Origin of the sequence: Micromonospora sp. TSRI0369, from assembly GCF_001905625.1 — a bacterium.
Lineage (GTDB): Bacteria > Actinomycetota > Actinomycetes > Mycobacteriales > Micromonosporaceae > Micromonospora > Micromonospora echinospora_A.
This window is the reverse complement of sequence record NZ_LIVU01000004.1, coordinates 1-26937: the sequence shown is the minus strand read 5'-3', so window position 1 is coordinate 26937 and position 26937 is coordinate 1. Positions and strand designations below refer to the sequence as shown.

The 26937-nt window shown below is 72.0% G+C and carries 24 protein-coding genes and 1 pseudogene; 22 read left to right on the top strand and 3 right to left on the bottom strand.

The genetic code is table 11. The features are described from left to right. The first annotated feature begins 110 nt into the window (after positions 1-110). The 3 genes from AMK25_RS13100 (at position 111) to prfA (ending at position 5296) form a co-directional block, all read left to right on the top strand. Positions 111-3563: a phosphodiester glycosidase family protein gene (locus tag AMK25_RS13100; protein ID WP_073828675.1), complete on the top strand. Its 3453-nt coding sequence runs from the start codon at positions 111-113 to the stop codon at positions 3561-3563. Positions 3564-3894: 331 nt separating this feature from the next. Beyond that, positions 3895-4119: a 50S ribosomal protein L31 gene (gene rpmE / locus AMK25_RS13095; protein ID WP_073828674.1), complete on the top strand. Its 225-nt coding sequence runs from the start codon at positions 3895-3897 to the stop codon at positions 4117-4119. Between the two features lie 88 nt (positions 4120-4207). Then, complete coding sequence (prfA, locus tag AMK25_RS13090) at positions 4208-5296, top strand: peptide chain release factor 1 (protein ID WP_073828673.1); 1089 nt, start codon at positions 4208-4210, stop codon at positions 5294-5296. 69 nt (positions 5297-5365) lie between these two features. Here the strand turns inward: prfA and AMK25_RS13085 are convergent, their stop codons facing one another. Beyond that, a complete protein-coding gene (locus AMK25_RS13085; RefSeq protein WP_073828672.1) occupies positions 5366-6919 on the bottom strand; it encodes a GGDEF domain-containing protein in 1554 nt (517 codons plus the stop codon). Positions 6920-7049: 130 nt separating this feature from the next. Between AMK25_RS13085 and prmC the strand changes: the two genes are divergently transcribed. From prmC to AMK25_RS13065, 4 genes are all read left to right on the top strand, one after another. Beyond that, complete coding sequence (prmC, locus tag AMK25_RS13080; RefSeq protein WP_073828671.1) at positions 7050-7940, top strand: peptide chain release factor N(5)-glutamine methyltransferase; 891 nt, start codon at positions 7050-7052, stop codon at positions 7938-7940. Beyond that, positions 7940-8584, top strand: a complete 645-nt coding sequence (locus AMK25_RS13075) for an L-threonylcarbamoyladenylate synthase (protein WP_073829317.1) — start codon at positions 7940-7942, stop codon at positions 8582-8584. Before prmC ends, AMK25_RS13075 begins: the two co-directional genes overlap by 1 nt. Continuing rightward, on the top strand, positions 8585-9196 hold the full coding sequence (locus AMK25_RS13070; RefSeq protein WP_073828670.1) for an arsenate reductase/protein-tyrosine-phosphatase family protein: 612 nt from the start codon (positions 8585-8587) through the stop codon (positions 9194-9196). A gap of 112 nt (positions 9197-9308) precedes the next feature. After that, the gene (locus AMK25_RS13065; RefSeq protein ID WP_073828669.1) at positions 9309-11417 is read left to right on the top strand and encodes a transglycosylase domain-containing protein; all 2109 of its coding nucleotides are present in this window, start codon (positions 9309-9311) and stop codon (positions 11415-11417) included. A gap of 3 nt (positions 11418-11420) precedes the next feature. Here the strand turns inward: AMK25_RS13065 and AMK25_RS13060 are convergent, their stop codons facing one another. Continuing rightward, complete coding sequence (locus AMK25_RS13060) at positions 11421-12047, bottom strand: TetR/AcrR family transcriptional regulator (protein WP_073828668.1); 627 nt, start codon at positions 12045-12047, stop codon at positions 11421-11423. 111 nt (positions 12048-12158) lie between these two features. On the opposite strand from AMK25_RS13060, the gene AMK25_RS13055 reads away from it, so the two are divergent. Beyond that, the gene (locus AMK25_RS13055) at positions 12159-12941 is read left to right on the top strand and encodes an SDR family NAD(P)-dependent oxidoreductase (RefSeq protein ID WP_073828667.1); all 783 of its coding nucleotides are present in this window, start codon (positions 12159-12161) and stop codon (positions 12939-12941) included. Here AMK25_RS13055 and AMK25_RS13050 read toward each other — a convergent pair. After that, positions 12938-14404 carry an SDR family oxidoreductase gene (locus AMK25_RS13050; protein WP_073828666.1) on the bottom strand — a complete coding sequence of 489 codons (1467 nt, stop codon included), beginning with the start codon at positions 14402-14404 and terminating at the stop codon, positions 12938-12940. The genes AMK25_RS13055 and AMK25_RS13050 overlap by 4 nt on opposite strands. Positions 14405-14439: 35 nt before the next feature. On the opposite strand from AMK25_RS13050, the gene glyA reads away from it, so the two are divergent. The 14 genes and pseudogenes from glyA to AMK25_RS12980 all read left to right on the top strand — a co-directional run. Continuing rightward, positions 14440-15726: a serine hydroxymethyltransferase gene (glyA, locus tag AMK25_RS13045; RefSeq protein ID WP_073828665.1), complete on the top strand. Its 1287-nt coding sequence runs from the start codon at positions 14440-14442 to the stop codon at positions 15724-15726. Then, entirely contained in the window at positions 15723-16160 is a 438-nt protein-coding gene (locus AMK25_RS13040; protein WP_073828664.1) for a hypothetical protein, read from the top strand. Before glyA ends, AMK25_RS13040 begins: the two co-directional genes overlap by 4 nt. 159 nt (positions 16161-16319) lie before the next feature. After that, entirely contained in the window at positions 16320-16541 is a 222-nt protein-coding gene (locus AMK25_RS13035; protein ID WP_073828663.1) for a hypothetical protein, read from the top strand. Positions 16542-16583: 42 nt separating this feature from the next. After that, the gene (gene atpB, locus AMK25_RS13030) at positions 16584-17363 is read left to right on the top strand and encodes a F0F1 ATP synthase subunit A (RefSeq protein ID WP_073828662.1); all 780 of its coding nucleotides are present in this window, start codon (positions 16584-16586) and stop codon (positions 17361-17363) included. 94 nt (positions 17364-17457) lie between these two features. Then, the gene (gene atpE / locus AMK25_RS13025) at positions 17458-17682 is read left to right on the top strand and encodes an ATP synthase F0 subunit C (RefSeq protein ID WP_018789141.1); all 225 of its coding nucleotides are present in this window, start codon (positions 17458-17460) and stop codon (positions 17680-17682) included. Between the two features lie 29 nt (positions 17683-17711). Beyond that, positions 17712-18239 (top strand): F0F1 ATP synthase subunit B, encoded by a 528-nt coding sequence (locus AMK25_RS13020; RefSeq protein WP_018789140.1) that lies wholly within the window; start codon positions 17712-17714, stop codon positions 18237-18239. After that, on the top strand, positions 18239-19060 hold the full coding sequence (locus AMK25_RS13015) for a F0F1 ATP synthase subunit delta (protein WP_073828661.1): 822 nt from the start codon (positions 18239-18241) through the stop codon (positions 19058-19060). The genes AMK25_RS13020 and AMK25_RS13015 overlap by 1 nt, the downstream gene beginning before the upstream one ends. Before the next feature lie 85 nt (positions 19061-19145). Beyond that, positions 19146-20795 (top strand): F0F1 ATP synthase subunit alpha, encoded by a 1650-nt coding sequence (gene atpA / locus AMK25_RS13010; RefSeq protein ID WP_073828660.1) that lies wholly within the window; start codon positions 19146-19148, stop codon positions 20793-20795. 4 nt (positions 20796-20799) lie between these two features. Continuing rightward, entirely contained in the window at positions 20800-21729 is a 930-nt protein-coding gene (locus AMK25_RS13005) for a F0F1 ATP synthase subunit gamma (protein WP_030504728.1), read from the top strand. Next, positions 21729-23174 (top strand): F0F1 ATP synthase subunit beta, encoded by a 1446-nt coding sequence (gene atpD, locus AMK25_RS13000; RefSeq protein WP_073828659.1) that lies wholly within the window; start codon positions 21729-21731, stop codon positions 23172-23174. Before AMK25_RS13005 ends, atpD begins: the two co-directional genes overlap by 1 nt. Before the next feature lie 214 nt (positions 23175-23388). Beyond that, positions 23389-24534 carry an LCP family protein gene (locus tag AMK25_RS12995; RefSeq protein WP_073828658.1) on the top strand — a complete coding sequence of 382 codons (1146 nt, stop codon included), beginning with the start codon at positions 23389-23391 and terminating at the stop codon, positions 24532-24534. A gap of 109 nt (positions 24535-24643) precedes the next feature. Then, positions 24644-24922 carry a F0F1 ATP synthase subunit epsilon gene (locus AMK25_RS12990; protein WP_073828657.1) on the top strand — a complete coding sequence of 93 codons (279 nt, stop codon included), beginning with the start codon at positions 24644-24646 and terminating at the stop codon, positions 24920-24922. Between the two features lie 12 nt (positions 24923-24934). Further along, positions 24935-25390, top strand: a complete 456-nt coding sequence (locus AMK25_RS12985) for a DUF2550 domain-containing protein (protein ID WP_073828656.1) — start codon at positions 24935-24937, stop codon at positions 25388-25390. A 1307-nt stretch (positions 25391-26697) separates the two neighbouring features. Continuing rightward, positions 26698-26937 (top strand): annotated as a pseudogene (locus AMK25_RS12980) (hypothetical protein); the annotation flags it as partial.

The following is a 26937-nucleotide window of genomic DNA, read 5'->3' as shown; positions in this document are numbered from 1 at the left end:
AACGCGGCCGTGCCCCTCGTCGCGTTCCCGGCATCGCCACGGTGAAGTTTTCCTTCGGTTCAGCCGCTAGGTATTGAAACTTCTGTTCATCGTCGGGTTGACTGTCGTCCATGCGAACCCGCAGTCGACCCGCCCGCCTCGCCGGCGTCCTGCTGCTGACGCCGTTGCTGACCATCACCGCGCCGACGCCGTCCGCCGCGACGGCCGCCGGGCCGTCGCCCGTCGCGCCGCCGGCCGCCACCGCCGCCGAGGACGCGCCACGCGCCTCGTCCCGTCCCGACCCCGCCGTCGCGCTGGCCGGTGTGGAGCCGGCCGGCGGCCTGGAGACCGCCAAGAGCACCCGGCCGGTCGCGCCCGGCCTGAGCCTGACCTCCTTCGACAGGTACGACGCGGCCGGCTGGCTGCGCGCCGACGCGCTCACCGCGGATCTGAGCGGTGGGCTGACCGTGGACTACGTGAACTCGGGCGAGGTGACGCGGGACGAGCCGCTGCGTGCCGCGGTGGACCGGTCCCGCGCGGTCGCGGCGGTGAACGGCGACTTCTTCGACATCAACAACTCCGGTGCCGCCCAGGGCGTCGGCATCCGTTCCGGCGAGCTGGTGCAGTCGCCGGTCGCCGGGCATCCCAACGCGGTGGGCGTCAGCGCCCAGGGCATCGGCCGGGTCGTCGAGGTCGGCTTCGAGGGCGCCGCGACGCTGCCCACCGGGCCGGTGCCGCTCACCCAGTTCAACAACATGGTGCAGCGCGACGGCGTGGGCGTCTTCACGCCGCTCTGGGGCTCGTACACCCGCAAGCGGGCCGTGGAGGGCGCGGCCCGGACGGTCGAGGTGACGCTGACCGGCGGCCGGGTGGCGAGCGTGGCCACCACGGCGGGCGAGGGGCCGATCCCGGCCGGCAGCACTGTGCTGCTCGGCCGCGAGGCCGGCGCCGACGCGCTCGCCGCGCTGCGGCCCGGCGACGCGGTGGACGTGTCCTGGCGGCCGCGGGCCTCCGACGGCGGTGACCTGCGCGCCGCGGTGGGCGGCGGCAACGTGCTGGTCCGCGACGGCGTGGTGCAGGACATCGCCGACCAGTCGCTGGCTCCGCGTACCGCTGTCGGCTTCTCCGCCGACGGACGCAAGATGATCATGCTGACGGTGGACGGCCGGCAGGTGGACAGCCGCGGCGTCACGCAGACCGAGATGGGCCGCATGATGGCCGAGTTGGGCGCGGCGAACGCGCTCAACCTCGACGGCGGCGGCTCGTCCACGCTGCTGGCCAGGGAGCCGGGCGCGGCCACGGTCCAGGTGGAGAACAGCCCGTCCGACGGCAGCGAGCGGCCGGTGCCCAACGGGCTCGCCGTCTACGCCCCGAAGGGCAGCGGCCGGCTCACCGGCTACTGGCTGGAGACCGCCAGCGACCCGACCGCCGCGCCGGGCGTGGCGCCGGTGCGCGGCGGCCGGCCGGACCGGGTCTTCCCGGGCCTCACCCGCCGGCTCACCGCCGCCGGATACGACGAGACGTACGGCCCGGCCGCCGGCGAGCCGCGCTGGCACGCCACCCACGGACGGGTGGACGGCGACGGCGTGTTCCGGGCCGCCGTGCCCGGCCGCAGCACCGTCACCGCCGCGCGCGGACGCGCCCGGGGCACGATCGAGCTGACAGTGCTCGGTCCGCTGGCGCGGATCGACGGCACCGTCGACCGGGTCGGCCTGGACCGGGCCGGCGACAGCGGCCTGTTCGGCGTGGTCGGCTACGACGCCGAGGGCAACACCGCGCCGATCGAGCCGGCCGACCTGAAGCTGGAGTACGACAGCGACCTGCTCTCGGTCACCCCCACCGCCGACGGCAACCTGTCCGTCACGGCGCTCCGCGAGACCGGCTCGGCGCTGGTCACCGCGCGGGTCGGCAACCGCACCACGGTCCTGCCGGTGACCGTCGGGCTCACCGACGTGCCGGTGTCCGGGTTCGACGACGCCGCGTCGTGGAAGTTCAGCCAGGCCCGCGCCTCCGGTGCGGTCGCCCCGGCCGAGGGGCACACCGGCACCGGGCTGCGGATGTCGTACGACTTCAGCCAGTCCACCGGCACCCGGGCCGCGTACGCCGACCCGCCGGCCTGGATCGACGTACCAGGACAGCCGCAGGCGTTCGGCATGTGGATCAAGGCCAACAGCGCCGGCGAGTGGCCCAGCCTGCACCTGCACGACGCGCAGGACACCCAGTTCGTGCTGCGTGGCCCGTACCTGGACTGGACCGGCTGGCGCTACGTCGAGTTCGCCGTACCGCCCGGCGTGCAGTACCCGGTGCGGGTGCGCCGGTTCTACGTCGCCGAGACCGACCCGGCCAAGCAGTACCGCAGCGAGGTGGTCATCGACGACCTGGTCGCCCGGGTGCCGCCGGACGTGCAGGCGCCGCCGGAGCCGAACCGCACCGACCGGGTGGTGGTGCGTGACGGCACCGTGGACGGGGCCCCCTGGCGCTTCGCTGTGCTCTCCGACGCCCAGTTCGTCGCCGCGAACCCGGACAGCGACCTGGTCGCCCAGGCCCGCCGTACGCTGCGCGAGGTCCGCGCCGCCCGGCCGGACTTCCTGATCATCAACGGCGACTTCGTGGACACCGCCTACCCGGCGGACTTCGCGCTGGCCAAGCGCATCCTGGACGAGGAGCTGGGCGGCGAGGTGCCGTACCACTACGTACCTGGCAACCACGAGATCATGGGCGCGCCGATCGACAACTTCCGCAGCGTCTTCGGGGACACCTCGCGCGTCTTCGACCACCGGGGCACCCGGTTCCTCACGCTCAGCACGGCCACCGGCTCGCTGCGCGGCGGCGGGTTCGACCAGGTGGAGCTGCTGCGCCGGACGCTCGACCAGGCCGCCGCCGACCGCTCGGTGGGCTCAGTGGCGGTGCTGTTCCACCACCCGCCGCGCGACCCGAGCCCCGCCAAGGCCAGCCAGCTCGGCGACCGGAAGGAAGCGGCGCTGGTCGAGCAGTGGCTGGCCGACTTCCAGCACCGCACCGGCAAGGGCGCGCTGATGGTCAACGGCCACGTCGGCACGTTCCACGCCGACCGGGTGGACGGCGTGCCGTACGTGATCAACGGCAACTCGGGCAAGGACCCGTCCACCCCGGCCGCGCTCGGCGGGTTCACCGGCTGGACCGAGTTCGGGGTGGACCCGGTGACGCCGGGGGAGGCCGATCGGGCCCGCCGTGACCCGCTGGCCGAGGGCCCGACGTGGGTGAACGCGGAGACGCACGCGCACGTCGACCGGCTCGCGCTGACCGCGCCCGCGCAGGTGCGCCAGGGCTCGCCCGTGGACGTCACGGCCGCGCTCACCCAGCCCAGCGGCCGGCAGGTGCCGGTGGCCGCGCCGGTCAGCGCCGACTGGTCCGGCTCGCCGAACCTGCACATCGGGGGTGCCGCGGGCGTACGGCCCTGGCACGTGGCCCGGTTCGACCCGGCCACCGGCCGGCTGACCGCGCTGCGTCCGGGGGTTCAGGTGCTGCTGGCGGTGACAGTCAACGGCGTGAAGGCCGAGACGACGGTGACCACCGCCGCAGCGGTCCGCGCCCCCGCGGCCTGACCCGGGGCCGGGGCTCCTCATCCTGGGGGAGGAGCCCCGACCCCCCGCCCCCCGCCTTGCTCCGCCGTCGCTCCGTTGATCATGAAGTTGACCTGGACAAAAGCGACAGGAATTGCCGTCAAGTTCATGATCAGCAGGGTGGGGGGCGTGGGGGTGGGAATGCGGGAGTGTGGGCGGGCGTTGCGGGTGGCGGACCTCCTGTGCCGGGTGGGCGAGCCCCATGGCACACTGGTCAATCGGCCACCGGTTCCGGTTCACGCCCGAGCCCGTCGCGGACGACGGGGAGCACCGACGGCGACCCGGCGACCACCGACGAAAGGACCGAGGCGACATGAAGCCCAACATCCACCCGGAGTACGCGACCACCGAGGTCCGCTGCTCCTGCGGCAACACCTTCACGACCCGCAGCACCGCCAAGGGCGGCGCCATCAGCGTCGAGACCTGCAGCGCCTGCCACCCGTTCTACACCGGTAAGCAGCGCGTGCTGGACACCGCCGGCCGGGTCGCGAAGTTCCAGCAGAAGTACGCCAAGGTTCAGGCCAAGAAGGCCAAGTAGCTCCGTCGACGACGCCCGTGTCCGGCTCCCGCCGGGCACGGGCGTTCGTCCGTTTGCGCCGGTTTAATCCCCAAGGAGCATCCGCAGCATGAGCAGTGAGCGCCTGGCCGCCCTCCTCGACGAGTACGCCGAGCTGGAGCGGCGGCTGGCCGACCCGGCCATCCACGCCGACCAGGGCGCCGCCCGGCGGGTCGGCCGTCGGTACGCCGAACTGGTCCCGCTGCACAAGGCGGCCGGCGAGCTGGAGCAGGCCCGCGCCGACCTGGCCGCCGCGCGCGAGCTGGCCGCCGAGGACGCGACGTTCGCCACCGAGGCGGAGGCCATCGCCGCCTCTCTGCCGGCGCTGGAGGAACGGCTCGCGGAACTGCTCATCCCGCGCGACCCGCACGACGCCAAGGACGTGATCGTCGAGATCAAGGCCGGCGAGGGCGGCGAGGAGTCCGCGCTGTTCGCCGGGGACCTGCTGCGGATGTACACCAGGTACGCCGAACGGCACGGCTGGGTGACCGAGGTGATCGACGCCCAGGACTCCGACCTGGGTGGCGTCAAGGACGTGTCGCTGGCGATCAAGAGCAAGGGCGTGCCGGAGGGCGGCAACGGCGTCTGGTCCCGGCTCAAGTGGGAGGGCGGCGTGCACCGGGTGCAGCGCGTCCCGGTGACCGAGTCGCAGGGCCGGATCCACACCAGCGCGGCGGGCGTGCTGGTGCTGCCCGAGGCGGAGGACGTCGACGTCACCATCGACCCGAACGAGCTGCGCATCGACGTGTTCCGCTCGTCCGGCCCCGGGGGCCAGTCGGTGAACACCACCGACTCGGCGGTACGGATCACTCATGTGCCGACCGGCATCGTGGTCTCCTGCCAGAACGAGAAGTCGCAGCTGCAGAACCGCGAGCAGGCCATGCGCATCCTGCGTGCCCGGCTGCTCGCCGCTGCTCAGGAGCAGGCCGACGCGGCGGCGTCGGACGCCCGTAAGGCGCAGGTCCGCACCGTGGACCGCTCCGAGCGGATCCGCACCTACAACTTCCCGCAGAACCGGATCACCGACCACCGCATCGGCTACACCGCGTACAACCTGGACCTGGCGCTGGCCGGCGAGCTGGACGGGGTGCTCGACGCGCTGACCGAGGCGGACCGCGCGGCCCGCCTGGCCGGCGAGACGGAGCTGTCCCGCCGCTGACCGCTGGGGGGTGTTAACAGGGGGCCCTTCCTCTACCGGAGGCGTTAACAGGGGGCCCTTCCTTACCGCTCAGCTCGCGCGCGGTCGCGCCTTGGCGCGCAGCATCTCCCGGTCGGCCAGTTCGAACGCGGTGCCGAGCGCCTCCCGGACGCTCACAGTGGTGCTGCCGTCGACCTCGGCGAAACCGATGGTCACCCCGACCGGGGTGCCCGGCACCAGGGACTCCCAGTCCTCGGTGCGGACGGCCGCCTCGATCCGCCGGGCCACCTCGACCGCCTCCGGCATGACGGTGTCGGGCAGCACCACGACGAACTCGTCGCCGCCGTAGCGGGCCACGAAGTCGCCGCGCCGCATCACCCGGTTGATCACTCCGGCCACCCGTTGCAGCACCAGGTCGCCGGAGTGGTGGCCGTGGCGGGTGTTCACCGCCTTGAAGCCGTCGAGGTCGCAGACGCCGATCACCACCCGCTCGCCCCGCGACACCACAGCGCCCAGGTAGCGCTCCAGCCGGCGCCGGTTGGGCAGGCCGGTGAGCGGGTCGGTGAGCGCCTCGCCCTCGTACCGGGCCGCCTCGCGGCGCATCTCCTCGTGGTCGATCCGGGCGGCGATGCCGTCGATGTAGACGTCCCGCAGCCGGTCGCTGCGCCGTGCGGCCAGCCGGAACGCGTGCCGGTCGGCCCGGTGCGCGCCCGCGTGGTCGCCGGCCCGGGCCAGCGCGACGCTGCGCAGCCGGGGCGCCTCGGCCGCGCCGAGCGTCTCGTCGGAGACCTGGAGCGCGTCCAGCCGGGTGACCGCCTCGATCGGGCGGTCGGCGGCGACGGCCAGGCAGACCTGACCGAGCTGACGCAGGTCGCGGGCGCGGGCGCTGTCGCCGCCGTGGCCGAGCAGCCGTTTCGGGTCGGCGTCCCCGGCGGACTCCACCCGGTCGCCGAGCGCGGCCCGCCGGGCGGCGGCGTAGCCGTACGCGGCGAGGCTGCTGGGACGCAGGTTGCCGGCCCGCCCGCCGCGCAGGAACCGGGCCAGGTCACCGGCGACGTCGCGCAGCACCCGCAGGCAGCCGTCGCTGTCGCCGTTGTGGTCGAGTGCCACCGCGTTGCGCAGCCGGATCCCCGGCGCGGCGAACGTCTCCTCCGGGATGCCGGCGCTGAGCCCCACCTCGCGGGCGCGCTCGATCGCGCCCAGCGCGTGGCCGTGGAAGCTCAGGTACGAGTACGCCATCGCGAGGTCGTGCCAGCCCCACGCGGTGTCCCGGTCCGGCGTGTCGTCGGCGCCCAGCGCGCGGGCGGCCCGGACCAGGTGCATCACGCACCGGTCCAGCGCGCCCTGGTGGTGGGCGGCGAGCGCGGCGAGCGCGTTGAGGTGCCCGTGCAGGTAGGGCTCGGCGAGATCGCGTACGGCGGCGGAGGCGTCCTCGACGGCGCGGGTGAACTCGGCGGTCCGGCCGAGATTGATCAGCGCGGACAGGCGTTGCACGAGCGCGTCGGCGCGGGCGTACGGGTCGCCGGTGGTGCGGATGACGCGGTCGAGCAGGGCGCACGCCTCCGCTGACCGGCTGGCCTCCTGCAGTGACCGAGCGCGTCGGAGAGCGTCAACCTGGTCCTCGACCTGGTCGAGCCAGCCCACTCGCGACCTCCCTGCCGTGTGCGCCCGGACGCACCCGCTCGTGAGGTGGGCCGCGACGCTTCATGATTATTGCGTGACAGCACTCCCGCAACACCCGTCCGAAGGGACAGAACGCGAACGGCCCTCGCTGGTGATCGCCCGGGTGGCCCGGGCGCTCGCGGCGGCGGGCGTCGAGGCGCCCCGCGCCGAGGCCGAGCAACTGGCCGCGTACGTCCTCCAGGTGCCGCGCGGCCGGCTGGCGCTTGCCGACGGCTTCACCCCGGCGCAGCGCGACCACCTGGACGCGCTGGTCGGACGGCGGGTGACCCGGGAGCCGTTGCAGCACCTGATCGGCACGGCGGGCTTCCGGCTGCTGGAGCTGGCGGTCGGGCCGGGCGTGTTCGTGCCCCGCCCGGAGACCGAGCTGCTGGCCGGCTGGGGGATCGAGCGGGCCCGGGAGCGTACGGCGCCGCTCGTGGTCGACCTGTGCAGCGGCTCCGGCGCGATCGCCCTGGCCGTGGCGCAGGAGGTACCAGCGGCCCGGGTGGTGGCTGTGGAACGGTCCCCGGCCGCGCTGGCGTGGCTGCGGCGCAACGCGGCCGACCGGGCCGCCGCGGGGGACCGGCCGGTCGAGGTGGTGGCCGCCGACGTGACCGGTCCGGAGCTGCTGGCCGACCTGACCGGGCAGGTCGACGTGCTGCTCTGCAACCCGCCGTACGTGCCGAGGTCGGTGACGGTGCCGCCGGAGGTGGCCGGACACGACCCGGACGAGGCGGTCTTCGGCGGCGCGGACGGGCTGGACGTGATCCGCCCGGTGGTGCGCCGGGCCGCCACGCTGCTGCGCCCGGGCGGCGCGATCGGGATCGAGCACGACGACACGCACGCGACGGCGGTGCCCGCGCTGCTGCGCGGCGACGGCCGCTACGACCGCGTCGAGGAGCACCGGGACCTGGCCGGGCGGCCCCGCTGGGCGAGCGCGTCCCGGCGGGCGGACGGCACCCACGCCGAGACCGCCCGGGCGTGGCAGACTGACTCCTCGTGATGCTCTACGACTGTCGGTCGCCCGCCGACCGGGACCGCGGCATCGCCGCTGCCATCGAGGCGGTCAAGAACGGGGAACTCGTCGTCCTGCCGACCGACACGGTCTACGGCATCGGGGCGGACGCGTTCACGCCGTACGCGGTGAAGGCCCTGGCGGACACCAAGGGCGGCGCCCGGCAGGCGCCCCCGGTGCTCATCGGCTCCCGGCACACGCTCGACGGCCTGGTGTTCTCGCTGCCCGGCGCGGCCCGCGACCTGGTCGAGGCGTTCTGGCCGGGCGCGCTGACGATCGTGGTGGAGCACTCGCCGAGCCTGGCCTGGGATCTGGGCGACAGCAGCGGCACGGTGGCGGTACGGATGCCGCTGCACCCGGTGGCGCTGGAGGTGCTGCGGGAGACCGGGCCGATGGCGGTGGCCTCGGCCAACAAGGTCGGCCAGCCGGCCGCGCTCACCGCCGAGGAGGCGCGTGACCAGCTCGGCTACGGCGTCCGGGCCTATCTGGAGGCCGGGCCGGCGGTGGACCCGGTGCCGAGCACCATCGTCGACCTGACCGGCGACGTGCCGCGGGTGCTGCGCGAGGGCGCGGTGACGCTGGCGAAGCTGCGGGAGGTCGTGCCGGACATCCTCGACGAGCGGGGGGTCTGAGTGCCGCCCTTCACTGTCCTGCACGTCTGCATGGGCAACATCTGCCGGTCGCCGATGGCCGAGCGGCTGCTGCTGCTCGCGGTCCGGGAGCGGCTGGCCCGCCTCGACGTCGACCCGGCCGGGTCGGACGCGCTCGTGCACAGTCACAGCGCCGGCACCGGCGGCTGGCACGCGGGTGAGGAGATGAACCCGCCGGCCGCCCGCCAGGTGATCTCGCGCGGCGGCGACACCGAGGGGTTCGCCGCCCGGCGGCTGCGCTCCGACCTGATCGACGCCGCCGACCTGGTGCTCACCGCCACCGCCGACCAGCAGGAGTACGTGGTGGCGTTGCGGCCGGACGCCGCCGCGCGCACGTTCGTGCTGGGTGAGTTCGGCCGCCTGCTCGGCGGGCTGGACCGGTCCGCCCTGCCGCCGGCCGAGCCCACGCCGGACGCCGTGTACGCGCGCGGCGTCGCGCTGGTGGCGGCCGCCGACGCGGCCCGGCAGCACGCCTCCGCGCTGCCCACCGACGATCTGGACGACCCGTGGGGCCGGGGCGACCAGTGCTTCAGCCGGGTCGCGGACGAGATCGAGGAGACGGTGCAGCCGCTGGCTGCCGCGCTGTTGCCCTGAGATTCATCCTTCCTCGCGAACTTCCTGCGCCTTTCTCGGAAGGTGGCGGCAAAAGCGAACATTCCGGTCATTCTGAACAGGTCCGTACGGCCGGCTCCTGCGGGGAGAGCTGATGAACCGGGCCTATCTCGACAAGCTGTTCACCGTTGTGCTCGCCGGCGTGCTCGCCGGGCTGGTCCTGGCCGTCGCGGCGCTGCCGGCCGCGCTGGTCTTCGGGCTGGGCCTGAAGAACCTGATGCCGTACACCGCGCTGCCGGAGGCGCTCAAGGCGCCACAGCCGGCGCAGCGCTCCAACCTGTACGCCAACGACGGCCGCACGCTCATCACCTCGTTCTACGTCGAGGACCGGGTGGACGTGCCGGTCGCCGAGGTGGCGCCGGTGATGCGCGACGCCATCGTGGCCGCCGAGGACGTGCGCTTCTACGAGCACCACGGCGTCGACGTGCGCGGCGTCGCGCGGGCGTTCACCGCCAACCGCCGCGAGGGCACCCGCCAGGGCGCCTCCACGCTGACCATGCAGTACGTGCGCAACGCGCTGGCCGGGGACACCCGGCTGACCGAGGAGCAGCGCGCCGCCGCCACCGAGATCACCGTCGGCCGCAAGATCCGCGAGATGCGGTACGCGCTGACGCTGGAACGGCAGGTCGGCAAGGACGAGATTCTCGGGCGCTACCTGAACATCGCGTACTTCGGCGCCGGGGCGTACGGCATCGCCGCCGCCAGCAAGCGCTACTTCTCCACCACTCCGGACCGGCTCACGCTGGCCCAGGCCGCCCTGCTCGCCGGGCTGGTCCGGTCCCCGGCTGACGACCCGATAAACGGCGACGCCGACTCGGCGGTGCAACGGCGGGCGTACGTGCTGGACCGGATGGTGGAGACCGGCCGGGCGAGCGCGGCCGACGCCGAGGTGGCGAAGGCGACGGAGTTGGCCCTCAAGCCCAACACCACCCCGAACGACTGCGCCGCGGTGCCCGCCGACCACAACGACTGGGGCTTCTTCTGCGACTGGTTCACGCAGTGGTGGAACGCCCAGCCGGCGTTCGGCAAGTCGGTCGACGAGCGGCAGCGCACGCTGCGCCGCGGCGGCTGGTCGATCGTGTCCTCGCTCGACCCGGACGTGCAGGCCAAGGCGAGCGAGCAGGTGCGGGAGGTCTATCCGGAGACGATCGCGCGCGCCGCGCCGACCGCTGTGGTGCAACCGGGCACCGGACGGGTGCTGGCCATGGCGGTGAACCGCACGTACGGCGTGGCCGCGAACCCGGACGGGCAGCAGAACTACCCGAACACTGTCAACCAGCTGGTGGCCGGCGGTGGCGGCATCACCGGCTACCAGGCGGGCTCGACGTTCAAGCTGTTCGCCCTGCTGGCCGCGCTGGAGTCCGGGCTGCCGCTGGACACCGTGTTCGACGCGCCGCGCGTCTACGTCACGCAGTACCCGGTCGGCGCCGGCCCGGCGAGCTGTGCCGGCCGGTGGTGCCCGGCGAACGCCAACACCTACTGGATGGACGGCGACCGGGACATGTGGGACGCGTTCGGCCGGTCGGTGAACACGTACTTCGCCTGGCTGACCGAGCGGGTCGGCGCGGACCGGGTGGTCGAGATGGCCCAGCGGCTGGGCATCGTGTTCCGCGCCCCGGCCGACGCCCGGATGGCCCGCGACGGCGCCAAGAGCTGGGGGCCGTTCACGCTCGGCGTCTCCGCCACCACGCCGCTCGACCTGGCCGGCGCGTACGCCGCGGTGGCCGCCGAGGGCACCTGGTGCCGGCCCACGCCGGTCACCTCCATCACCGACCCGTCCGGCCGGAAGGTCGCCGCCGGGAACACCGACTGCCGGCAGGTGCTCGACACCGAGGTCGCCCGCGCGGCGGCCGACGCCAGCCGCTGCCCGGTCGGCGACCAGTCCATGTACCGGCGCTGCGACGGCGGCACGGCCGAGGAGCTGGCCCCGGGCCTGCGCCGTCCGGTGGCCGGCAAGACCGGCAGCTCGGAGCGGAACGCCACGGAGACGGTTGTCGCGTTCACCCCGCAGCTCTCGGTGGCGACGATCGCCGCGAACCCGGACGACCCCCGGGACGCGGTCGGCGGCGGCGTGCAGAAGCGGCAGATCGCCGCGGTGGGCCGGATCCTCGCGTGGGCGCTGCGCGACGAGCCGGTACGCGACTTCGTCCCGCCCGGCCAGGCCGTCGCCTTCCAGCACACCAGCCCGCGCACCGGCGACTGAGAGTCAGCTCGTCGACCTGCCGTACCGCGCGACCATGGTTCGGACAGCTTCGTCGACGACCGCTGTCGTGCGGTCGGGGGTGACCGTCCAGTCCGGGAGGACCAGGCTCGGCCAGAGCAGGTAATTGGAGATCATCCCGAGGAACTGCGTAGCGGCCAACTCCGGGTCGGCGATGTCCGCGGCTCCCGCCTCGTGCTCGGTCACGAGGTAGAGCCGGACGGACTCGAAGTACGGCAGTTTGCCCTGGGAGAAATGCGCTCTGGCCAGTTCGGGAAAGCGTGGCAGTTCGGCGATCACGATGCGGAACAGGTCGGTCATCTCCGGCCGGCGCAACAGCGTCGCGTAGTGCCGTCCGAGAACCGTCAAGCCGGCCGCCAGGTCACCGGCGGGCGGCACGTCGGCGATCTCGTTGCGGGCCCATGAGTCGATGACGATGGCGTCGAACAGTGCCGCTTTTGTCGGAAACTGCTTGAACAGCGTCGCCTTCGACACGCCGGCGTCGGCCGCCACGCGCGCCAGCGAGGCCCGGTCGTAGCCCAACTCCAGGAAGAGCTCGGTGGCGGCCTGCACGATCAGCGCGCGCTTCTCCTCCGCCACGCGCTGGTGATAGGCCGACGGCGCTGGGGTCATGCGGCCATCATAGCGAGGTGAGTGGGTTGACTCACCATTCGCCCGGGGCGTAGCGTCAGCATGGTGAGTCGCCCGACTCGCCATCCCGTCTCGCGTTCACCGGAGGATCCGATGTCCCGCTTCGCCAATCAGACAGTTCTCGTGACCGGCGGCACCGGCGGGCAGGGGGCCAGCCACGTACGCGCCCTGCACGCCGAAGGCGCCAATGTCGTCATCGGCGCCACAGATGCCGAGCGTGGCGCCGGCCTCGCCGCCGAGCTGGGACCCCGGGCACGGTTCGTCCGCCTGGACGTCTCCCGCGAGGAGTCGTGGGCCGCCGCCGTCGCGGAGACCGAGAAGGCATTCGGTGCGCTCACGATCCTGGTCAACAACGCCGGGGTGCAGAACCCGCCGGCCGTCATCGAGTCCACCGACGGGGCCACGTGGGCTCGCATCCTCGACGTCAACCTCACCGGCACGTTCCTCGGCATCAAGGCGGCCGTCCCGGCGCTGCGGCGGGCGGGCGGAGGAGCGATCGTCAACATCGGCTCCACCATGGGCTTGGGCGGTACCGCCTTCTACGCGCCCTACGTCGCCGGCAAGTGGGCGGTTCGGGGGCTCACCCGGACCGCCGCCCTTGAGCTGGGCCGCGACAACATCCGCGTCAACGCGATCCACCCGGGCGTGATCGAGACTCCGTTCATCACCGAGCCGGCGGCCGGCAGCGACGCCCCGATCGCCGACTTCTACTCGCCCGAGCCGTTCGCCGTCCCGCGACTCGGGCAGCCCGCCGACGTCACCGCGCTGCTGTTGTTCCTCACGTCGCCGGACGCGGCCTTCATCACCGGCGCCGAGTACGTCATCGACGGGGGACTGCTCCTCGGCCCCGCACTGCCGAGCGGCTCTCCTGCCTAACCGGCCGGGTGCTCGGCGCCCTTGGCGATGTTGCGGGCCATGCCGCCGAAGACGACGGCGTGGAACGGGGCCACCGAGGCCCAGTAGAGATGGCCGGGCAGGCCGCGCGGGAGGAACACGGCGCGCTGCACATACCTGCTGCCGCCGTTCCCGTCCGGTTCGGCGCGCATCTCCAGCCAGGCCCGGCCGGGCAGCCGCATCTCGGCGCGCAGCCGGAGCAGCTCGCCCGGGACGATCTCCTCGACCCGCCAGAAGTCCAGGGCCTCGCCGACCTGGAGGCGGTGCGGGTCACGCCGGCCCCGGCGCAGCCCGACGCCGCCGATCAGCCGGTCCATCCAGCCGCGCACCGACCAGGCGAGCGGGAACGAGTACCAGCCGTTCTCGCCGCCGACGCCCTCGATGACCCGCCACAGCGCCTCCGGTGGCGCGTCCACCGCTCGCTCCCGCAGGTCGGTGTACGCGGTGCCACCGGACCAGCGCGGGTCCGACGGCAGCGGCTCGGCCGGCGCGTCCGGACCGCTCGCGTTCGACCAGCGCGTCTCCACCTGCGCGTCGCGCACCTTGGACAGCGCCAGCGCGACCGCCTGGTCGAAGCCGGTCAGCCCGTCGGGCGGGTCCGGCACGTACGCCGCGATGTCGTGCTCGTGCGCCACCGCCTCGTGCACGAGGCTCTCCACCAGCGGCCGGGCGATGGCGTTCGGCACCGGCGTGATCAGGCCGACCCAGTGCGAGGAGAGCGACGGCGTGAGCGGGCGCACCGGCAGGATGACCCGGGGACGCAGCCCGGCCACCCGGGCGTAGCGCTGCATCATCTCGCTGAACGTCAGCACGTCCGGGCCGCCGATGTCGAAGGCCCGGTTCACGTCCGGCGGCAGGTGCGCGCACCCGACCAGGTAGCGCAGCACGTCCCGGACCGCGATCGGCTGGATCCGGTTGCGCACCCAGCGCGGGGTGACCATCGCCGGCAGCCGCTCGGTCAGGTACCGCAGCATCTCGAACGAGGCCGAGCCGGATCCGATGATCACCGCCGCGCGCAGCACCGCTGTCGGCACGCCGCTGTCCAGCAGGATCCGCGCGACCTCCGCCCGGGAGCGCAGGTGCGCCGACGGCAGGCCGTCGCGCTCCGCCGGCTCCGGCCCGCCGAGGTACACGATCCGGCGTACGCCGGCGGCGCGCGCCGCCTCGGCGAAGTTGGTCGCCGCCTCCCGGTCGGCCGCCTCGAAGCCGCGCTGGCCGAGCGAGTGGACCAGGTAGTACGCGACCTCCACGCCCTCGAACGCGGACGGCAGCGTCTCCGGGCGGCGCAGGTCGCCCTCGACGATCTCCGCGTCGGCCGCCCAGGGCACGTCCCGCAGCCGCCCGGCCGTGCGGGCCAGGCAGCGTACGGTGTGCCCCTCGGCCAGCAGCCGGGGCGCGAGGCGCCCGCCGATGTAGCCGGTCGCGCCGGTGACGAGGCATCTCACGGCCTCCAGTCTGCGGCTCCGTAGACTCCTTCGCTGTGGAGAACGCGAGGGACACCTTCTGGGGGCCGGACTTCCAGCAGCTCAGTACCGTCGACCCGGAGATCGCCGAGGTGGTGCTGGGGGAGCTGGACCGGCTGCGCGGCGGCCTGCAACTGATCGCCAGCGAGAACCTCACCTCGCCCGCGGTGCTGGCCGCGCTCGGCTCCACCCTCACCAACAAGTACGCCGAGGGCTACCCGGGCCGGCGCTACTACGGCGGCTGCGCCGAGGTGGACCGCGCCGAGGAGCTGGGCATCGCCCGGGCGAAGGACCTGTTCGGCGCCGAGCACGCCAACCTCCAGCCGCACTCCGGCGCGAGCGCCAACCTGGCCGCGTACGCCGCCCTGGCGCAGCCGGGCGACACGGTGCTGGCCATGGACCTGCCGCACGGCGGGCACCTGACCCACGGCAGCCGGGTGAACTTCTCCGGCAAGTGGTTCCACCCGGTCGGCTACACCGTCCGGCCGGACACCGAGACGATCGACTACGACGAGGTACGTGACCTGGCCCGGGCGCACCGGCCGAAGCTGATCATCTGTGGCGCGACCGCGTACCCCCGGCTCGTCGACTTCGCCCGGTTCCGCGAGATCGCCGACGAGGTCGGCGCGTACCTGATGGTGGACGCCGCCCACTTCGTCGGCCTGGTGGCCGGCGGCGCGATCCCGTCCCCGGTGCCGCACGCCGACGTGGTCACCGCGACCACGCACAAGGTGCTGCGCGGCCCGCGCGGCGGCATGATCCTGTGCCGGGAGCCGCTGGCCGCGCGGATCGACAAGGCGGTCTTCCCGTTCACCCAGGGCGGCCCGCTGATGCACGCGGTGGCGGCCAAGGCGGTCGCGCTGCGCGAGGCCGCGCAGCCGGAGTTCCGCACGTACGCCGCCCAGGTGGTGACGAACGCTCGGGCGCTCGCCGACGGCCTGGCCGCGGAGGGCCTGCGGCCGGTCTCCGGCGGCACCGACACCCACCTGGCGCTGCTCGACCTGCGCGAGACGGGCGTGACCGGCGCCGAGGCCGAGGCCCGCTGCGAGGCGGCCGGCATCGCGCTCAACAAGAACGCCATCCCGTACGACCCGCAGCCGCCGCTCGTCGCCTCCGGCATCCGGGTGGGTACGCCGAGCGTGACCACCCAGGGCATGCGCGAGGGGGAGATGGGCCGGATCGCCGGGCTGATCGCGCGCGCGGTACGCACCGATCCCGGCGCTCCCGGTGGCGCCGACACCCTGGCCGAAGTGGCCCGCGAGGTCACCGAGATGGTCGCCGCCTTCCCGGCGTACCCCCGATGACGGCGCCACGGGCGGGTGAGCCCGGCGCGATCCGGTCCCGGCTGAACCATCTGCGGCTACCGTTGCTGGCGTGCGCGGCACTCGCGGTGGTGGGGGTGCCGGCGGCGGCGTTGCTGCGCGGCGCGACCGGGGCGGCCGGCTTCGCGGCCGGGGTGGCGCTGGTGATCGTCAGCTACCTGATCTCCAGCCTCTCGGTGGCCTGGGCGGACGCCATCCACCCTCGGATGATCATGTCGGTGGGCCTGGTCACCTACGCCACCAAAATCGTGATCCTGGGCGTGGTGATGGCCGCCGTGGCGGCCACCGGCTGGCCCGGCCTGCCGGACATGGGCGTGGCGATCATCGCGGCCGTGGTGGTGTGGACGGGCGCCCACCTGACCTGGGCGATGAGGTCCCCGCTGCCCACATTCGAGCGTCGCGACGACATCGAGTGACTTCGCCGAATTCTGTCCGGTACGGCGGGTGCCCTGACGGGCGCGACAGGAGTAACGTGGCGCCAGGTTGACGCGCCCGCAGTACGGCCCGCACGCTGTCCGCAGTGTGGGGGGTGCCGCACATCCCCGCGCGCCCCTGCTGATATTGTTCGCCACGTCATGGCCGATGACCCCCACTCCCGCAAGTCCGACGAGCACTCGTCGGAGGGTGTGGCAGGCGCCGTCGTGGGTTACCTGCTCGCCGGCATTCTGATGTGGGGTGGCCTCGGCTGGTTGGCGGAGCGGTTCCTCGGTCTGCCAGCCGGCATCGGGGTCGCCGTCGGCATGATGCTCGGCGCGGCCGGGGCGATCTACCTGATCATGAAGAGGCTCAGTGCCTGAGTTCCGGCACACGCGGGTCTGTTGAGTGCGGAGGATGACACGGTGAGCGGACAGCTGGTCGTCGCCCAGGACCTTCCCTGGCCCCCCAGCGTCGGGGATTTCTACCCGCCGGACGTGGCCGGCCCCTGGGTCACCAAGTTCAGCATCATGATCTGGATCGCCGTCGCGCTGCTGATCATCTTCTTCGTGGCCGCGTACCGGAAGCCGAAGCTGGTGCCGGGCAAGGGACAGTGGGCCGCCGAGGCGGTCTACGGGCTGGTCCGGGACAACATCGCCCGTGAGCAGATGGGCAACGCGGGCATCCGCTTCGCGCCGTACCTCACCGTGCTGTTCAGCTTCATCCTGCTGACCAACATCTTCAGCATCGTGCCCGGCCTGCAGATCTCGCCGAACTCGCACATCGCGTTCCCGATCGTGCTCGCCGCCATCTCGTACGTCATGTACAACTACGTCGGCATCCGCAAGCACGGCCTCGGCAAGTACCTCAAGCAGAGCCTCATCCTGCCCGGCGTGCCGTGGCCGATGCACTTCCTGCTGATTCCGATCGAGTTCCTGCAGAACTTCGTCGTCCGCCCGGTCACCCTGGCACTGCGGCTCTTCGCCAACATGTTCGCCGGCCACCTGCTCCTGCTGGTCTTCACCGTCGGCGGCTTCGTGATGCTCGGGTCGAGCAGCGTCTTCGTCCAGGCGACCTCGGTCTTCTCCTTCGCGATGGCGATCGTGATGGCCTTCTTCGAGGCGCTGGTGGCGGTGCTGCAGGCATACGTCTTCGTCACGCTGAGCGCCAACTACATCGGCACGTCGCTGGCCGACGAGCACTGAGATCCGGCTCGGCGGGCACCCGGCCCGGCCAAGCAATCTGGTACCGACCGCGTACACGTGAGCCCTCACGTGTGAACTAGGAGGAATACCCGCAATGAACGTTCTTGCCGAGATCGGTGGCAACGTCAACACCATCGGCTACGGCCTCGCCGCCATCGGCCCCGGTATCGGTGTGGCCCTGGTGTTCGCGGCCTACATCCAGTCGAGCGCCCGCCAGCCCGAGTCGGCCGGCTACAACCGCACCTGGCTGGTGCTGGGCTTCGCCCTGGTCGAGGCGCTGGCGCTGTTCGGCCTGGTGCTCGCCTTCGCCGTTAGCTGACGCGAGCTCTCCCGACCCGGAGGTCTGACATGTATCTCGCCGCCGAAGGCGCGCACAATCCGATCTTGCCGATCTGGCAGGAGATGGTCGTCGGAACGATCTCCTTCGCCCTGCTCGTCTTCGTCCTGCTGAAGTTCGTCATGCCCCGTATGGAGGCGATGTACCAGGCGCGGGTCGACGCGATCGAGGGTGGCATCAAGCGCGCCGAGGCGGCCCAGGCCGAGGCGAACCAGCTGCTCGAGCAGTACCGGGCCCAGCTCGCGGAGGCGCGTACCGACGCCGCCAAGATCCGCGACGACGCGCGGGCCGACGCCGACGGCATCCGGCAGGACATCCTCGCCAAGGCGCGTGAGGAGTCCGACCGGATCATCGCCGCCGGCAAGGAGCAGCTCGCCGCCGAGCGCGCCACCATCGTGCGCGAGCTGCGCACCGAGGTGGGCACCATCGCGGTGGACCTGGCCAGCAAGATCGTCGGGGAGTCGCTCGCCGACGAGGCGCGTCGCAAGGGCACCGTCGACCGGTTCCTGAGTGATCTCGAGAGCACGGGGGCCCGCTGATGCAGGCCGCCAGCCGGGAGTCGTACCGGGCCGGGGCCGAGCGCCTCGACGCGTACGTCCGCGGCGCGGAGCCGTCGGCGGTGGCCGCCACCGCCGACGACATCCTCTCCGTCGCCGCCCTGCTGCGGCGTGAGCCGCGGCTGCGCCGGGCGCTCTCCGACCCGGCCCGGGCCGGGTCCGACCGCTCCGGTCTGCTCGGTGACATGCTGCGCGGCCGGATCGGCGCGGAAGCGCTCGACCTGCTCGCGTCGCTGGTGTCAGGCCGCTGGTCGAACTCGTCCGAGCTGCTCGACGGCGTCGAGCGCCTCGGCGTGGAAGCGCTGCTCGCCAGCGCGGACCTGTCCGGAGACCTGGGCGAGGTGGAGGACGAGCTGTTCCGCTTCGGGCAGGTCGTCGGTGGTTCCGCCGAACTGTCGAACGCGCTCTCCGACCCGATGGCCTCGGTCGAGCGCCGGGCCGAACTGGCCCGGCAGCTGCTCGCCGGCAAGGCCCAGCCGGTCACCGTCAGCCTCGTCGAGGCCGCGCTCGCCGGTTTCGGGGGACGCTCCTTCACCGGTGCGCTCACCCGGCTCGTCGAGCTGGCCGCCGACCGGCGGGACCGTCAGGTCGCGTACGTGACCGTGGCGGCCGCGCTGACCGAGGACGAGGAGCGACGCCTCGGTGCCCGCCTCTCGGAGATGTACGGTCGGGAGGTCTCCGTCAAGCAGACGGTCGACCCCGACGTGCTCGGCGGAGCGCGCGTACAGGTCGGCTCCGACCTGTACGACGGCACCGTCCTGCGCCGCATCAACGAGACCCGCAACGCGCTCGCGAAGCGCTGACCAGCGTCTTAGCAGCCCTGATTCGACGCCATCGGACCGGTCGGTACTAGGTATCCCGGGCCCCTGATACTTAAGGAAGCAGAGGATGGCCGAGCTGACCATCTCGACGGAGGAGATCCGCGGCGCCCTGGAGCGCTACGTCTCCTCCTACACGGCCGACGTCTCCCGCGAGGAGGTCGGCACCGTCGCCGACGCCGGCGACGGCATCGCCCACGTCGAGGGCCTCCCCTCGACCATGACCAACGAGCTCCTGGAGTTCGAGGACGGCACGCTCGGTGTGGCGCTGAACCTCGACGTCCGGGAGATCGGTGTCGTCGTCCTCGGTGACTTCGGCGGGATCGAAGAGGGTCAGCGCGTCAAGCGCACCGGCCGGGTGCTCTCCGTGCCGGTCGGTGACGCGTTCCTCGGCCGCGTGGTCAACGCGCTCGGCGAGCCCATCGACGGCATCGGTGACATCGCCAACGAGGGCTTCCGCGAGCTGGAGCTCCAGGCCCCGAACGTGATGTCCCGCAAGTCTGTCGACGAGCCGCTGCAGACCGGCATCAAGGCCATCGACGCGATGACCCCGATCGGCCGCGGCCAGCGTCAGCTGATCATCGGCGACCGGAAGACCGGCAAGACCACTGTCGCGCTGGACACGATCCTCAACCAGCGCGAGAACTGGCGCTCCGGCGACCCGAAGAAGCAGGTCCGCTGCATCTACGTCGCGATCGGCCAGAAGGCCTCCACCATCGCCTCCATCAAGGGGACGCTGGAGGAGGCGGGCGCGATGGAGTACACCACCATCGTCGCCTCCCCGGCCTCCGACCCGGCCGGCTTCAAGTACCTCGCCCCGTACACCGGCTCGTCCATCGGGCAGCACTGGATGTACGGCGGCAAGCACGTCCTGATCGTCTTCGACGACCTGAGCAAGCAGGCCGAGGCGTACCGCGCCGTGTCGCTGCTGCTGCGCCGCCCGCCGGGCCGTGAGGCCTACCCGGGTGACGTCTTCTACCTGCACTCGCGTCTGCTGGAGCGCTGCGCCAAGCTCTCCGACGAGCTGGGTGGCGGCTCGATGACCGGCCTGCCGATCATCGAGACCAAGGCGAACGACATCTCGGCGTTCATCCCGACCAACGTCATCTCCATCACCGACGGCCAGATCTTCCTCGAGACCGACCTGTTCAACCAGGGCGTCCGGCCGGCCATCAACGTCGGCACCTCGGTCTCCCGGGTCGGTGGCGCCGCGCAGGTGAAGCCGATGAAGAAGGTCGCCGGCTCGCTGCGGCTGAACCTGGCCCAGTACCGCGAGCTGGAGGCGTTCGCCGCCTTCGCCTCCGACCTGGACCGGGCCTCCCGGGCCCAGCTGGACCGCGGTTCCCGGCTGGTCGAGCTGCTCAAGCAGCCGAACTACTCGCCGTACCCGGTGCAGGAGCAGGTCGTCTCCGTCTGGGCCGGCACCGAGGGCAAGCTGGACGACGTCCCGGTCGGCGAGGTCCGCCGCTTCGAGTCGGAGTTCCTGCAGTACCTGCGGCACAAGCACGAGGGCGTCCTGGCCTCGATCGCCGACCACAAGTGGGGCGACGACATCATCGCCTCGCTCGACTCGGCCATCGCCGAGTTCAAGCAGCTCTTCCTGGGCAAGGAGGACGAGGTCCGGATCAACGAGGCGCCGGCCAAGCCGCTGGAGGGTGAGCAGTCCCGCGAGACGGTGACCCGCCTGCGCGACGGCGTCGACCGCCCGGCCGAGAGCTGATCCGATGGCCGCCCAGGTACGCGTTCTCCGGCAGCGGATTCGTTCCGCCAAGGGGATGAAGAAGATCACCAAGGCGATGGAGCTCGTCGCGACGAGCCGCATCGCCAAGGCCCAGGCCAAGGTGGCGGCCTCGCTGCCGTACGCCGAGGCGATCACCGGCGTGCTGACGGCGCTGGCCTCGAACGCGCGGATCGACCACCCGCTGCTCACCCCGCGCGAGCGGGTGCGGCGGGCGGGCGTCCTGCTGGTGACGGCCGACCGGGGTCTGGCCGGTGGCTACAGCTCGAACGCGATCCGGACCGCCGAGTCGCTGATCGCCCGGCTGCGCGCCGACGGCAAGGAGCCGGTGCTCTACGTCATCGGCCGCAAGGGCGTGGCGTACTACCGGTTCCGCAGCCGGCAGATCGCCGGAAGCTGGACCGGCTTCTCGGAGCAGCCGACGTTCGCAGACGCCCGCGAGGTCGGTGACACGCTGATCAAGGCGTTCACCGCCGGCGCGGACGACGTGGACGGGGATGCCGGCGCCGACGGGATCCTCGGCGTGGACGAGTTGCACATCGTCTACACCGAGTTCAAGTCCCTGATGACGCAGAACCCGGTGACCCGGATCATCGGCCCGATGCAGGTCGAGGACCGGCCGCGGACCGAGGGCGCGCTTCCGGCGTACGAGTTCGAGCCGGAGCCGGAGTCGCTGCTCGACGCCCTGCTGCCGAAGTACATCAACACGCGGATCTTCGCGGCGTTGCTGGAGTCGGCGGCCAGCGAGTCGGCCGCCCGCCGGCGGGCGATGAAGAGCGCCACCGACAACGCCGAAGAGATGATCGAGAAGTACACGCGCGAGATGAACTCGGCCCGTCAGGCCGGGATCACCCAGGAGATCAGTGAGATCGTCGGCGGCGCGAACGCGCTGGCCGCGTCGGGAAGTGAAGTGTGATGACTGTATCCGCAGTTGAGACCAAGACGGCCACGGGTCGCGTGGTCCGGGTCATCGGCCCGGTCGTCGACGCCGAGTTCCCGCGCGACGCCATGCCGGAGCTGTTCAACGCTCTGCACGTCGATGTGACCCTCTCCGGTGGTGAGAAGACGCTGACCCTGGAGGTCGCCCAGCACCTGGGCGACAACCTGGTCCGCGCGATCTCCATGCAGCCGACCGACGGTCTGGTCCGCGGCACCGACGTGCGTGACACCGGGGCGCCGATCAGCGTGCCGGTGGGTGACGCGGTCAAGGGCCACGTCTTCAACGCGATCGGCGAGTGCCTCAACCTCACCGAGGGCGAGACGATCGAGGCCGACGACCGGTGGGGCATCCACCGCAAGGCCCCGGCCTTCGCGGACCTGGAGCCGAAGACCGAGATGCTGGAGACCGGCATCAAGGTCATCGACCTGCTCGCCCCGTACGTCAAGGGCGGCAAGATCGGCCTGTTCGGCGGCGCCGGCGTCGGCAAGACGGTGCTCATCCAGGAGATGATCACCCGGGTGGCCCGGAACTTCGGTGGTACCTCGGTCTTCGCCGGCGTGGGTGAGCGCACCCGCGAGGGCAACGACCTCATCGCCGAGATGACCGAGTCGGGCGTCATCGACAAGACCGCGCTCGTCTACGGCCAGATGGACGAGCCGCCGGGCACCCGTCTGCGGGTCGCGCTCTCCGCGCTCACCATGGCGGAGTACTTCCGTGACGTGAAGAAGCAGGAGGTGCTGCTCTTCATCGACAACATCTTCCGCTTCACCCAGGCCGGTTCCGAGGTGTCCACGCTGCTCGGCCGTATGCCGAGCGCCGTGGGTTACCAGCCGACCCTGGCCGACGAGATGGGCCAGCTCCAGGAGCGGATCACCTCCGTCCGGGGCCAGGCCATCACCTCGATGCAGGCGATCTACGTGCCCGCCGACGACTACACCGACCCGGCGCCGGCCACCACGTTCGCCCACCTCGACGCGACCACCAACCTGGAGCGGTCGATCTCCGACAAGGGCATCTACCCGGCCGTGGACCCGCTGGCGTCCTCGTCCCGGATTCTCGCCCCGGAGTTCGTCGGCGAGGAGCACTTCGCCGTCGCCACCGAGGTGAAGCGGATCCTGCAGCGCTACAAGGACCTGCAGGACATCATCGCCATCCTCGGTATCGAGGAGCTCTCCGAGGAGGACAAGCTCACCGTCGGCCGCGCCCGCCGGATCGAGCGGTTCCTCTCGCAGAACACGTACGCGGCGGAGCAGTTCACCGGCGTGCCCGGCTCGACGGTCCCGATCGCCGAGACCATCGACGCCTTCCGCCGGATCAGCGAGGGGGAGTTCGACCACTTCCCGGAGCAGGCGTTCTTCATGTGCGGCGGCCTGGAAGACCTCAAGGCCAAGGCCGAGGAACTGATGGGTGAGGAGGGCTGAGAGCCCGCTCACACATGCGAGGGCCGTCCCGGCGAAAGCCGGGGCGGCCCTCGCCGTTTCGGACCACTGCACTACCAGATGCCCGGTTCTCCGGCAAGCGGTTCGCCGGATCGCGCGGTACCGTTCCTGACACGACTTCACATCCCGGCCGTTGATCTCTGCAACCAAACGGACCCCCGCGCCCGTCTCCTACCCGTGGGCGCGACGATTGGAGATGCTCGTGGGCGGTAAGGGCGGCACTGACCGCGGCAAGCGGTCCCGATGGCGCGGCGTGCCCCGGTGGGCCCGCGTCTGCACGATCCTGGGCATCGTCATGCTGGTGCTCAGCGGCTCCGTGCTGATCGGCTCCCGCGCCCTGGTCGCCCGCTACGAGGGATCGGTCGGCAAGGCTGACCTCTTCGGCGACCAGGCCGCCGGCGCCAACGAGAAGAAGAGCGACATCAAGGGTCCGCTCAACATCCTGCTCGTCGGCGTCGACCCGCGTACGGCGACCGCCCGGCCGCTCGCCGACTCGATCATGGTGCTGCACGTGCCGGCCAGCATGGACCGGGGTTACCTCTTCTCGCTCCCGCGCGACCTGCGGGTGGACATCCCGGCCTTCTCCAAGGCCGACTACTCCGGCGGCAACGACCGGCTCAACGCCGCCATGTCGCACGGCAGCAACGTGCCGGGGCAGAACCCCAGCACCGCGCAGGGCTTCGAACTGCTCGCCAAGACCGTGCAGGACGTGACCGGCATCAAGCGCTTCGACGCCGGCGCGATCATCAACTTCAGCGGCTTCAAGAAGATCGTCGACGCCATGGGCGGCGTCGACATGTACATCGAGCGGGAGGTGCGCTCCGAACACCTCCAGCCGGACGGCACGCCCCGCCAGCTCCGGCCCGGCGGCGGCGGCTACCTCGGACCGCAGGCGGTGTACAAGAAGGGCAACGCCCACCTCGAAGGCTGGCAGGCGCTGGACTACGTCCGGCAGCGCTACCCGAAGAACGGCGTGCCCGACGGCGACTACGGCCGGCAGCGGCACCAGCAGCAGTTCGTCAAGGCCATGGCGAGCCAGGCGTTCAGCGCCGACGTGGTGACCAACCCGGTCAAGCTCGACCGGGTGCTGCGGGCGGCCGGCAAGTCGCTGGTCTTCAACGGGCGCGGCAACAGCGTGGTGGACTTCGGGCTGGCGCTCAAGGACATCCGCCCCAACGCGATCGAGACGATCAAGCTGCCGGGCGGCTCTATCGGCACCGGCAACGCGTACCGGGGTGAGCAGCTGCTCGAACCGGCGGAGGACTTCTTCACCGCTCTGCGTACCGAACAGCTCGACGCTTTCCTCCTGGAGCACCCCGACTTCATTCAGAAGACCAAGTAGCCTGAGCGGGTGCGGGGCCGTGGTGGTCCGGCTCTCACCACCCGCGTTGGGTGGGCCGCGGGGGCGCGACTAGACTTTCGGCAATCCGCCGCCGCAGCAAGGAGACAGCGTGGCACAGCAGCTTCACGTCGAGCTCGTAGCCGTCGAGGAGAAGGTCTGGACCGGCGAGGCCGAAATGGTCGTCGCGCGGACGACCGAGGGTGAGCTCGGTGTGCTGCCGGGGCACGCACCGCTGCTCGGCCAGCTCGCGGAGCCCAGCCAGGTACGCATCAAGCAGGCCGGTGGCCAGCAGGTCGTCTACGACGTACCCGGCGGCTTCCTGTCGGTGACCGGCGAGGGCGTCACGGTGCTCGCCGAGAGCGCGACCCCCGCCACCCCGGCCCGCTGAGCCGACCCGCCGATGGAGATCGTCGAAGGGTTCGGAATCGGCGTAGCGGTAATCGTCGTCGGCATTCTGATCCTCTTCATCCGGCGGGCACTGTTCACCCGTAGTGGTGGCACCATCCGGCTGAGCGTCCGCGTCTCCACGATCCTCGACGGTCGTGGCTGGTCGCCCGGGTTCGGTCGCTTCGTCGGCGACGAACTCCGCTGGTACCGCATGTTCAGCTTCGCGCTGCGCCCCAAGCGGGTGCTCTCCCGCGAAGGGCTGGCGGTCGAGCGACGCCGGCTGCCCGAGGGTCAGGAGCGCATGTCGATGCCCGCCGAGTGGGTGATCCTGCGCTGTACCAGCCACCACGCGCCGATCGAGATCGCCATGGCGCGTTCCACTGTGACCGGATTCCTGTCCTGGCTCGAGGCCGCCCCACCCGGGGCGGTCTCGCCGCGTCTGGCCTCCCAGGACTGGCCCGCCGCCTGACCTCGGCCGCACACGCGTTCGTATGTCGCCCCGCTCGCGGCTCGCTGCCAGCTGGGCCGCGCGGCAGATCCGGGTGGGTCGGCATCGTTCGACTCGCGCCCGGCGGGTTCCCCGGCCCTGGCTGCTTGATCGACTCCACTTCGCCGAGGTAGCGGTATCGCAGCGCCTCGGATACGCCCACCTCCCCGAAGTGGCGGCGCCCCCACACATCTTGACCCGGCGGGGCTTGAGCTGGGCCCGGCCAGCCCTCGTCCTCGGCGGGATCCGGCACCCGGGTTGCCCAGCCCGGCTGCCCGCGCATGACGCCCTCTCCTCGCCATCGATCTTGGAGTTGTGGCGCCCACGATGCCCGCTTTGGCGAGGTATACGAGGTGCCACAACTCCAAGATCGCCGAGGTCGCCCCGGGATCCTGGCGGGTTGCCGCCCCCTAGCTCCTGATGCCCCCGCGCGATCTTGCACTTGGGTGCCCCATGAACCTCGCGAATGGGACGCTCGGGCGGCTCAAACTGCAAGATCGCGGGTGCGGCCCTGCGGCCCTGCGGCCCTGCGGCCCTGCGGCGGGGCGGCTCCTCGGTTCGGCCCGCCCTGAGGGCGTCGATCATGAACTTGGCGGCACGTGGTGTCCGTTTTGTCGCCGCTAACCTCATGATCGACCCTGTGATGGGTGGGAGGGCTCCTTCGGGGGTGATCAAGGAGTTTGTGTCCTCGTAGGTGCCGAAAGGTGCCGCAAACTCCTTGATCACGGGCCGGCGGAGCGAGGTTGCCCGGGCTGGGCGCGGTGGGATGCGCTCGGCGGCGGGCCGGGGGCGGCTGCATCTGGTGTGTGGGAGGTGTGGGGTGGGTGTCGGGTTCGGGGGTGGTGGGTGGCACTGTGGTGGCGGAATCGTGGGCGGGCCGGTGGCGTTGTAACCGGGTGACCGACCGAGCAAGGCCCCGCCCCTCGCGGTGGCGGTGCCGGGTGTGGGAACAGTCCGGGGCTGCCGGTCGTTGAGTCCGGTTCCGGCGGGGGAATCATCTCGCCCGGCCGGTCGTTGTGCATGGTTCCGACGAGGTGAACCCGCGCCGTCCCCTCCGGTGGCGTGAGGCGCCCGACGAGGTGAACCCGCGCCGCTTGCCGGTGGCGTGAGGCGCCCGGGAATGACGCCGGGTGGCGGGTCGTTGGACATTCTTCCGGCGCCGCGTAGAGGCCCCCGCCCCCGCGAGCAGCCGAACTCTCGAAGACTTTGTTGAGCGCCTGACGTGGTGCTCGCACCCGCGCCGAATCCCCTGTCGGTGTGGGCGTCGATCCCCCGAATGGAGCCCCCTGATGAACACGATTCTGCGTAAGAGCATCCTGGGTATTGCTGGTCTGGCTTTCACCGGTGGCGTGTTCGCCGGCCCCGTCGCCGCCCACGCGGCCGACACCACCACCACCACCACCAGCGTCAAGCCGGTGAGCGTGAGCGTGCAGGGTGACAAGCTGATCCCGCACGGTGTGCAGGGCACCCAGTCGCGCATCGACCTGAACGACGAGCAGACCGCGAATGTGAAGGCGATCATCGCGGCG

What these genes read in the sequence shown, in the direction of transcription:
- AMK25_RS13065 (WP_073828669.1), top strand. Translation starts at nt 9,309, where the DNA reads ATGAACCGGGCCTATCTCGACAAGCTGTTCACCGTTGTGCTCGCCGGC.
- AMK25_RS13005 (WP_030504728.1), top strand. Translation starts at nt 20,800, where the DNA reads ATGGCCGCCCAGGTACGCGTTCTCCGGCAGCGGATTCGTTCCGCCAAG.
- AMK25_RS13015 (WP_073828661.1), top strand. Translation starts at nt 18,239, where the DNA reads ATGCAGGCCGCCAGCCGGGAGTCGTACCGGGCCGGGGCCGAGCGCCTC.
- AMK25_RS13040 (WP_073828664.1), top strand. Translation starts at nt 15,723, where the DNA reads ATGACGGCGCCACGGGCGGGTGAGCCCGGCGCGATCCGGTCCCGGCTG.
- AMK25_RS13020 (WP_018789140.1), top strand. Translation starts at nt 17,712, where the DNA reads ATGTATCTCGCCGCCGAAGGCGCGCACAATCCGATCTTGCCGATCTGG.
- atpA (WP_073828660.1), top strand. Translation starts at nt 19,146, where the DNA reads ATGGCCGAGCTGACCATCTCGACGGAGGAGATCCGCGGCGCCCTGGAG.
- AMK25_RS12995 (WP_073828658.1), top strand. Translation starts at nt 23,389, where the DNA reads ATGCTCGTGGGCGGTAAGGGCGGCACTGACCGCGGCAAGCGGTCCCGA.
- AMK25_RS13035 (WP_073828663.1), top strand. Translation starts at nt 16,320, where the DNA reads ATGGCCGATGACCCCCACTCCCGCAAGTCCGACGAGCACTCGTCGGAG.
- AMK25_RS13100 (WP_073828675.1), top strand. Translation starts at nt 111, where the DNA reads ATGCGAACCCGCAGTCGACCCGCCCGCCTCGCCGGCGTCCTGCTGCTG.
- rpmE (WP_073828674.1), top strand. Translation starts at nt 3,895, where the DNA reads ATGAAGCCCAACATCCACCCGGAGTACGCGACCACCGAGGTCCGCTGC.
- atpD (WP_073828659.1), top strand. Translation starts at nt 21,729, where the DNA reads ATGACTGTATCCGCAGTTGAGACCAAGACGGCCACGGGTCGCGTGGTC.
- atpE (WP_018789141.1), top strand. Translation starts at nt 17,458, where the DNA reads ATGAACGTTCTTGCCGAGATCGGTGGCAACGTCAACACCATCGGCTAC.
- AMK25_RS13060 (WP_073828668.1), bottom strand. Translation starts at nt 12,047, where the DNA reads ATGACCCCAGCGCCGTCGGCCTATCACCAGCGCGTGGCGGAGGAGAAG.
- AMK25_RS13055 (WP_073828667.1), top strand. Translation starts at nt 12,159, where the DNA reads ATGTCCCGCTTCGCCAATCAGACAGTTCTCGTGACCGGCGGCACCGGC.
- AMK25_RS12985 (WP_073828656.1), top strand. Translation starts at nt 24,935, where the DNA reads ATGGAGATCGTCGAAGGGTTCGGAATCGGCGTAGCGGTAATCGTCGTC.
- AMK25_RS13075 (WP_073829317.1), top strand. Translation starts at nt 7,940, where the DNA reads ATGCTCTACGACTGTCGGTCGCCCGCCGACCGGGACCGCGGCATCGCC.
- prfA (WP_073828673.1), top strand. Translation starts at nt 4,208, where the DNA reads ATGAGCAGTGAGCGCCTGGCCGCCCTCCTCGACGAGTACGCCGAGCTG.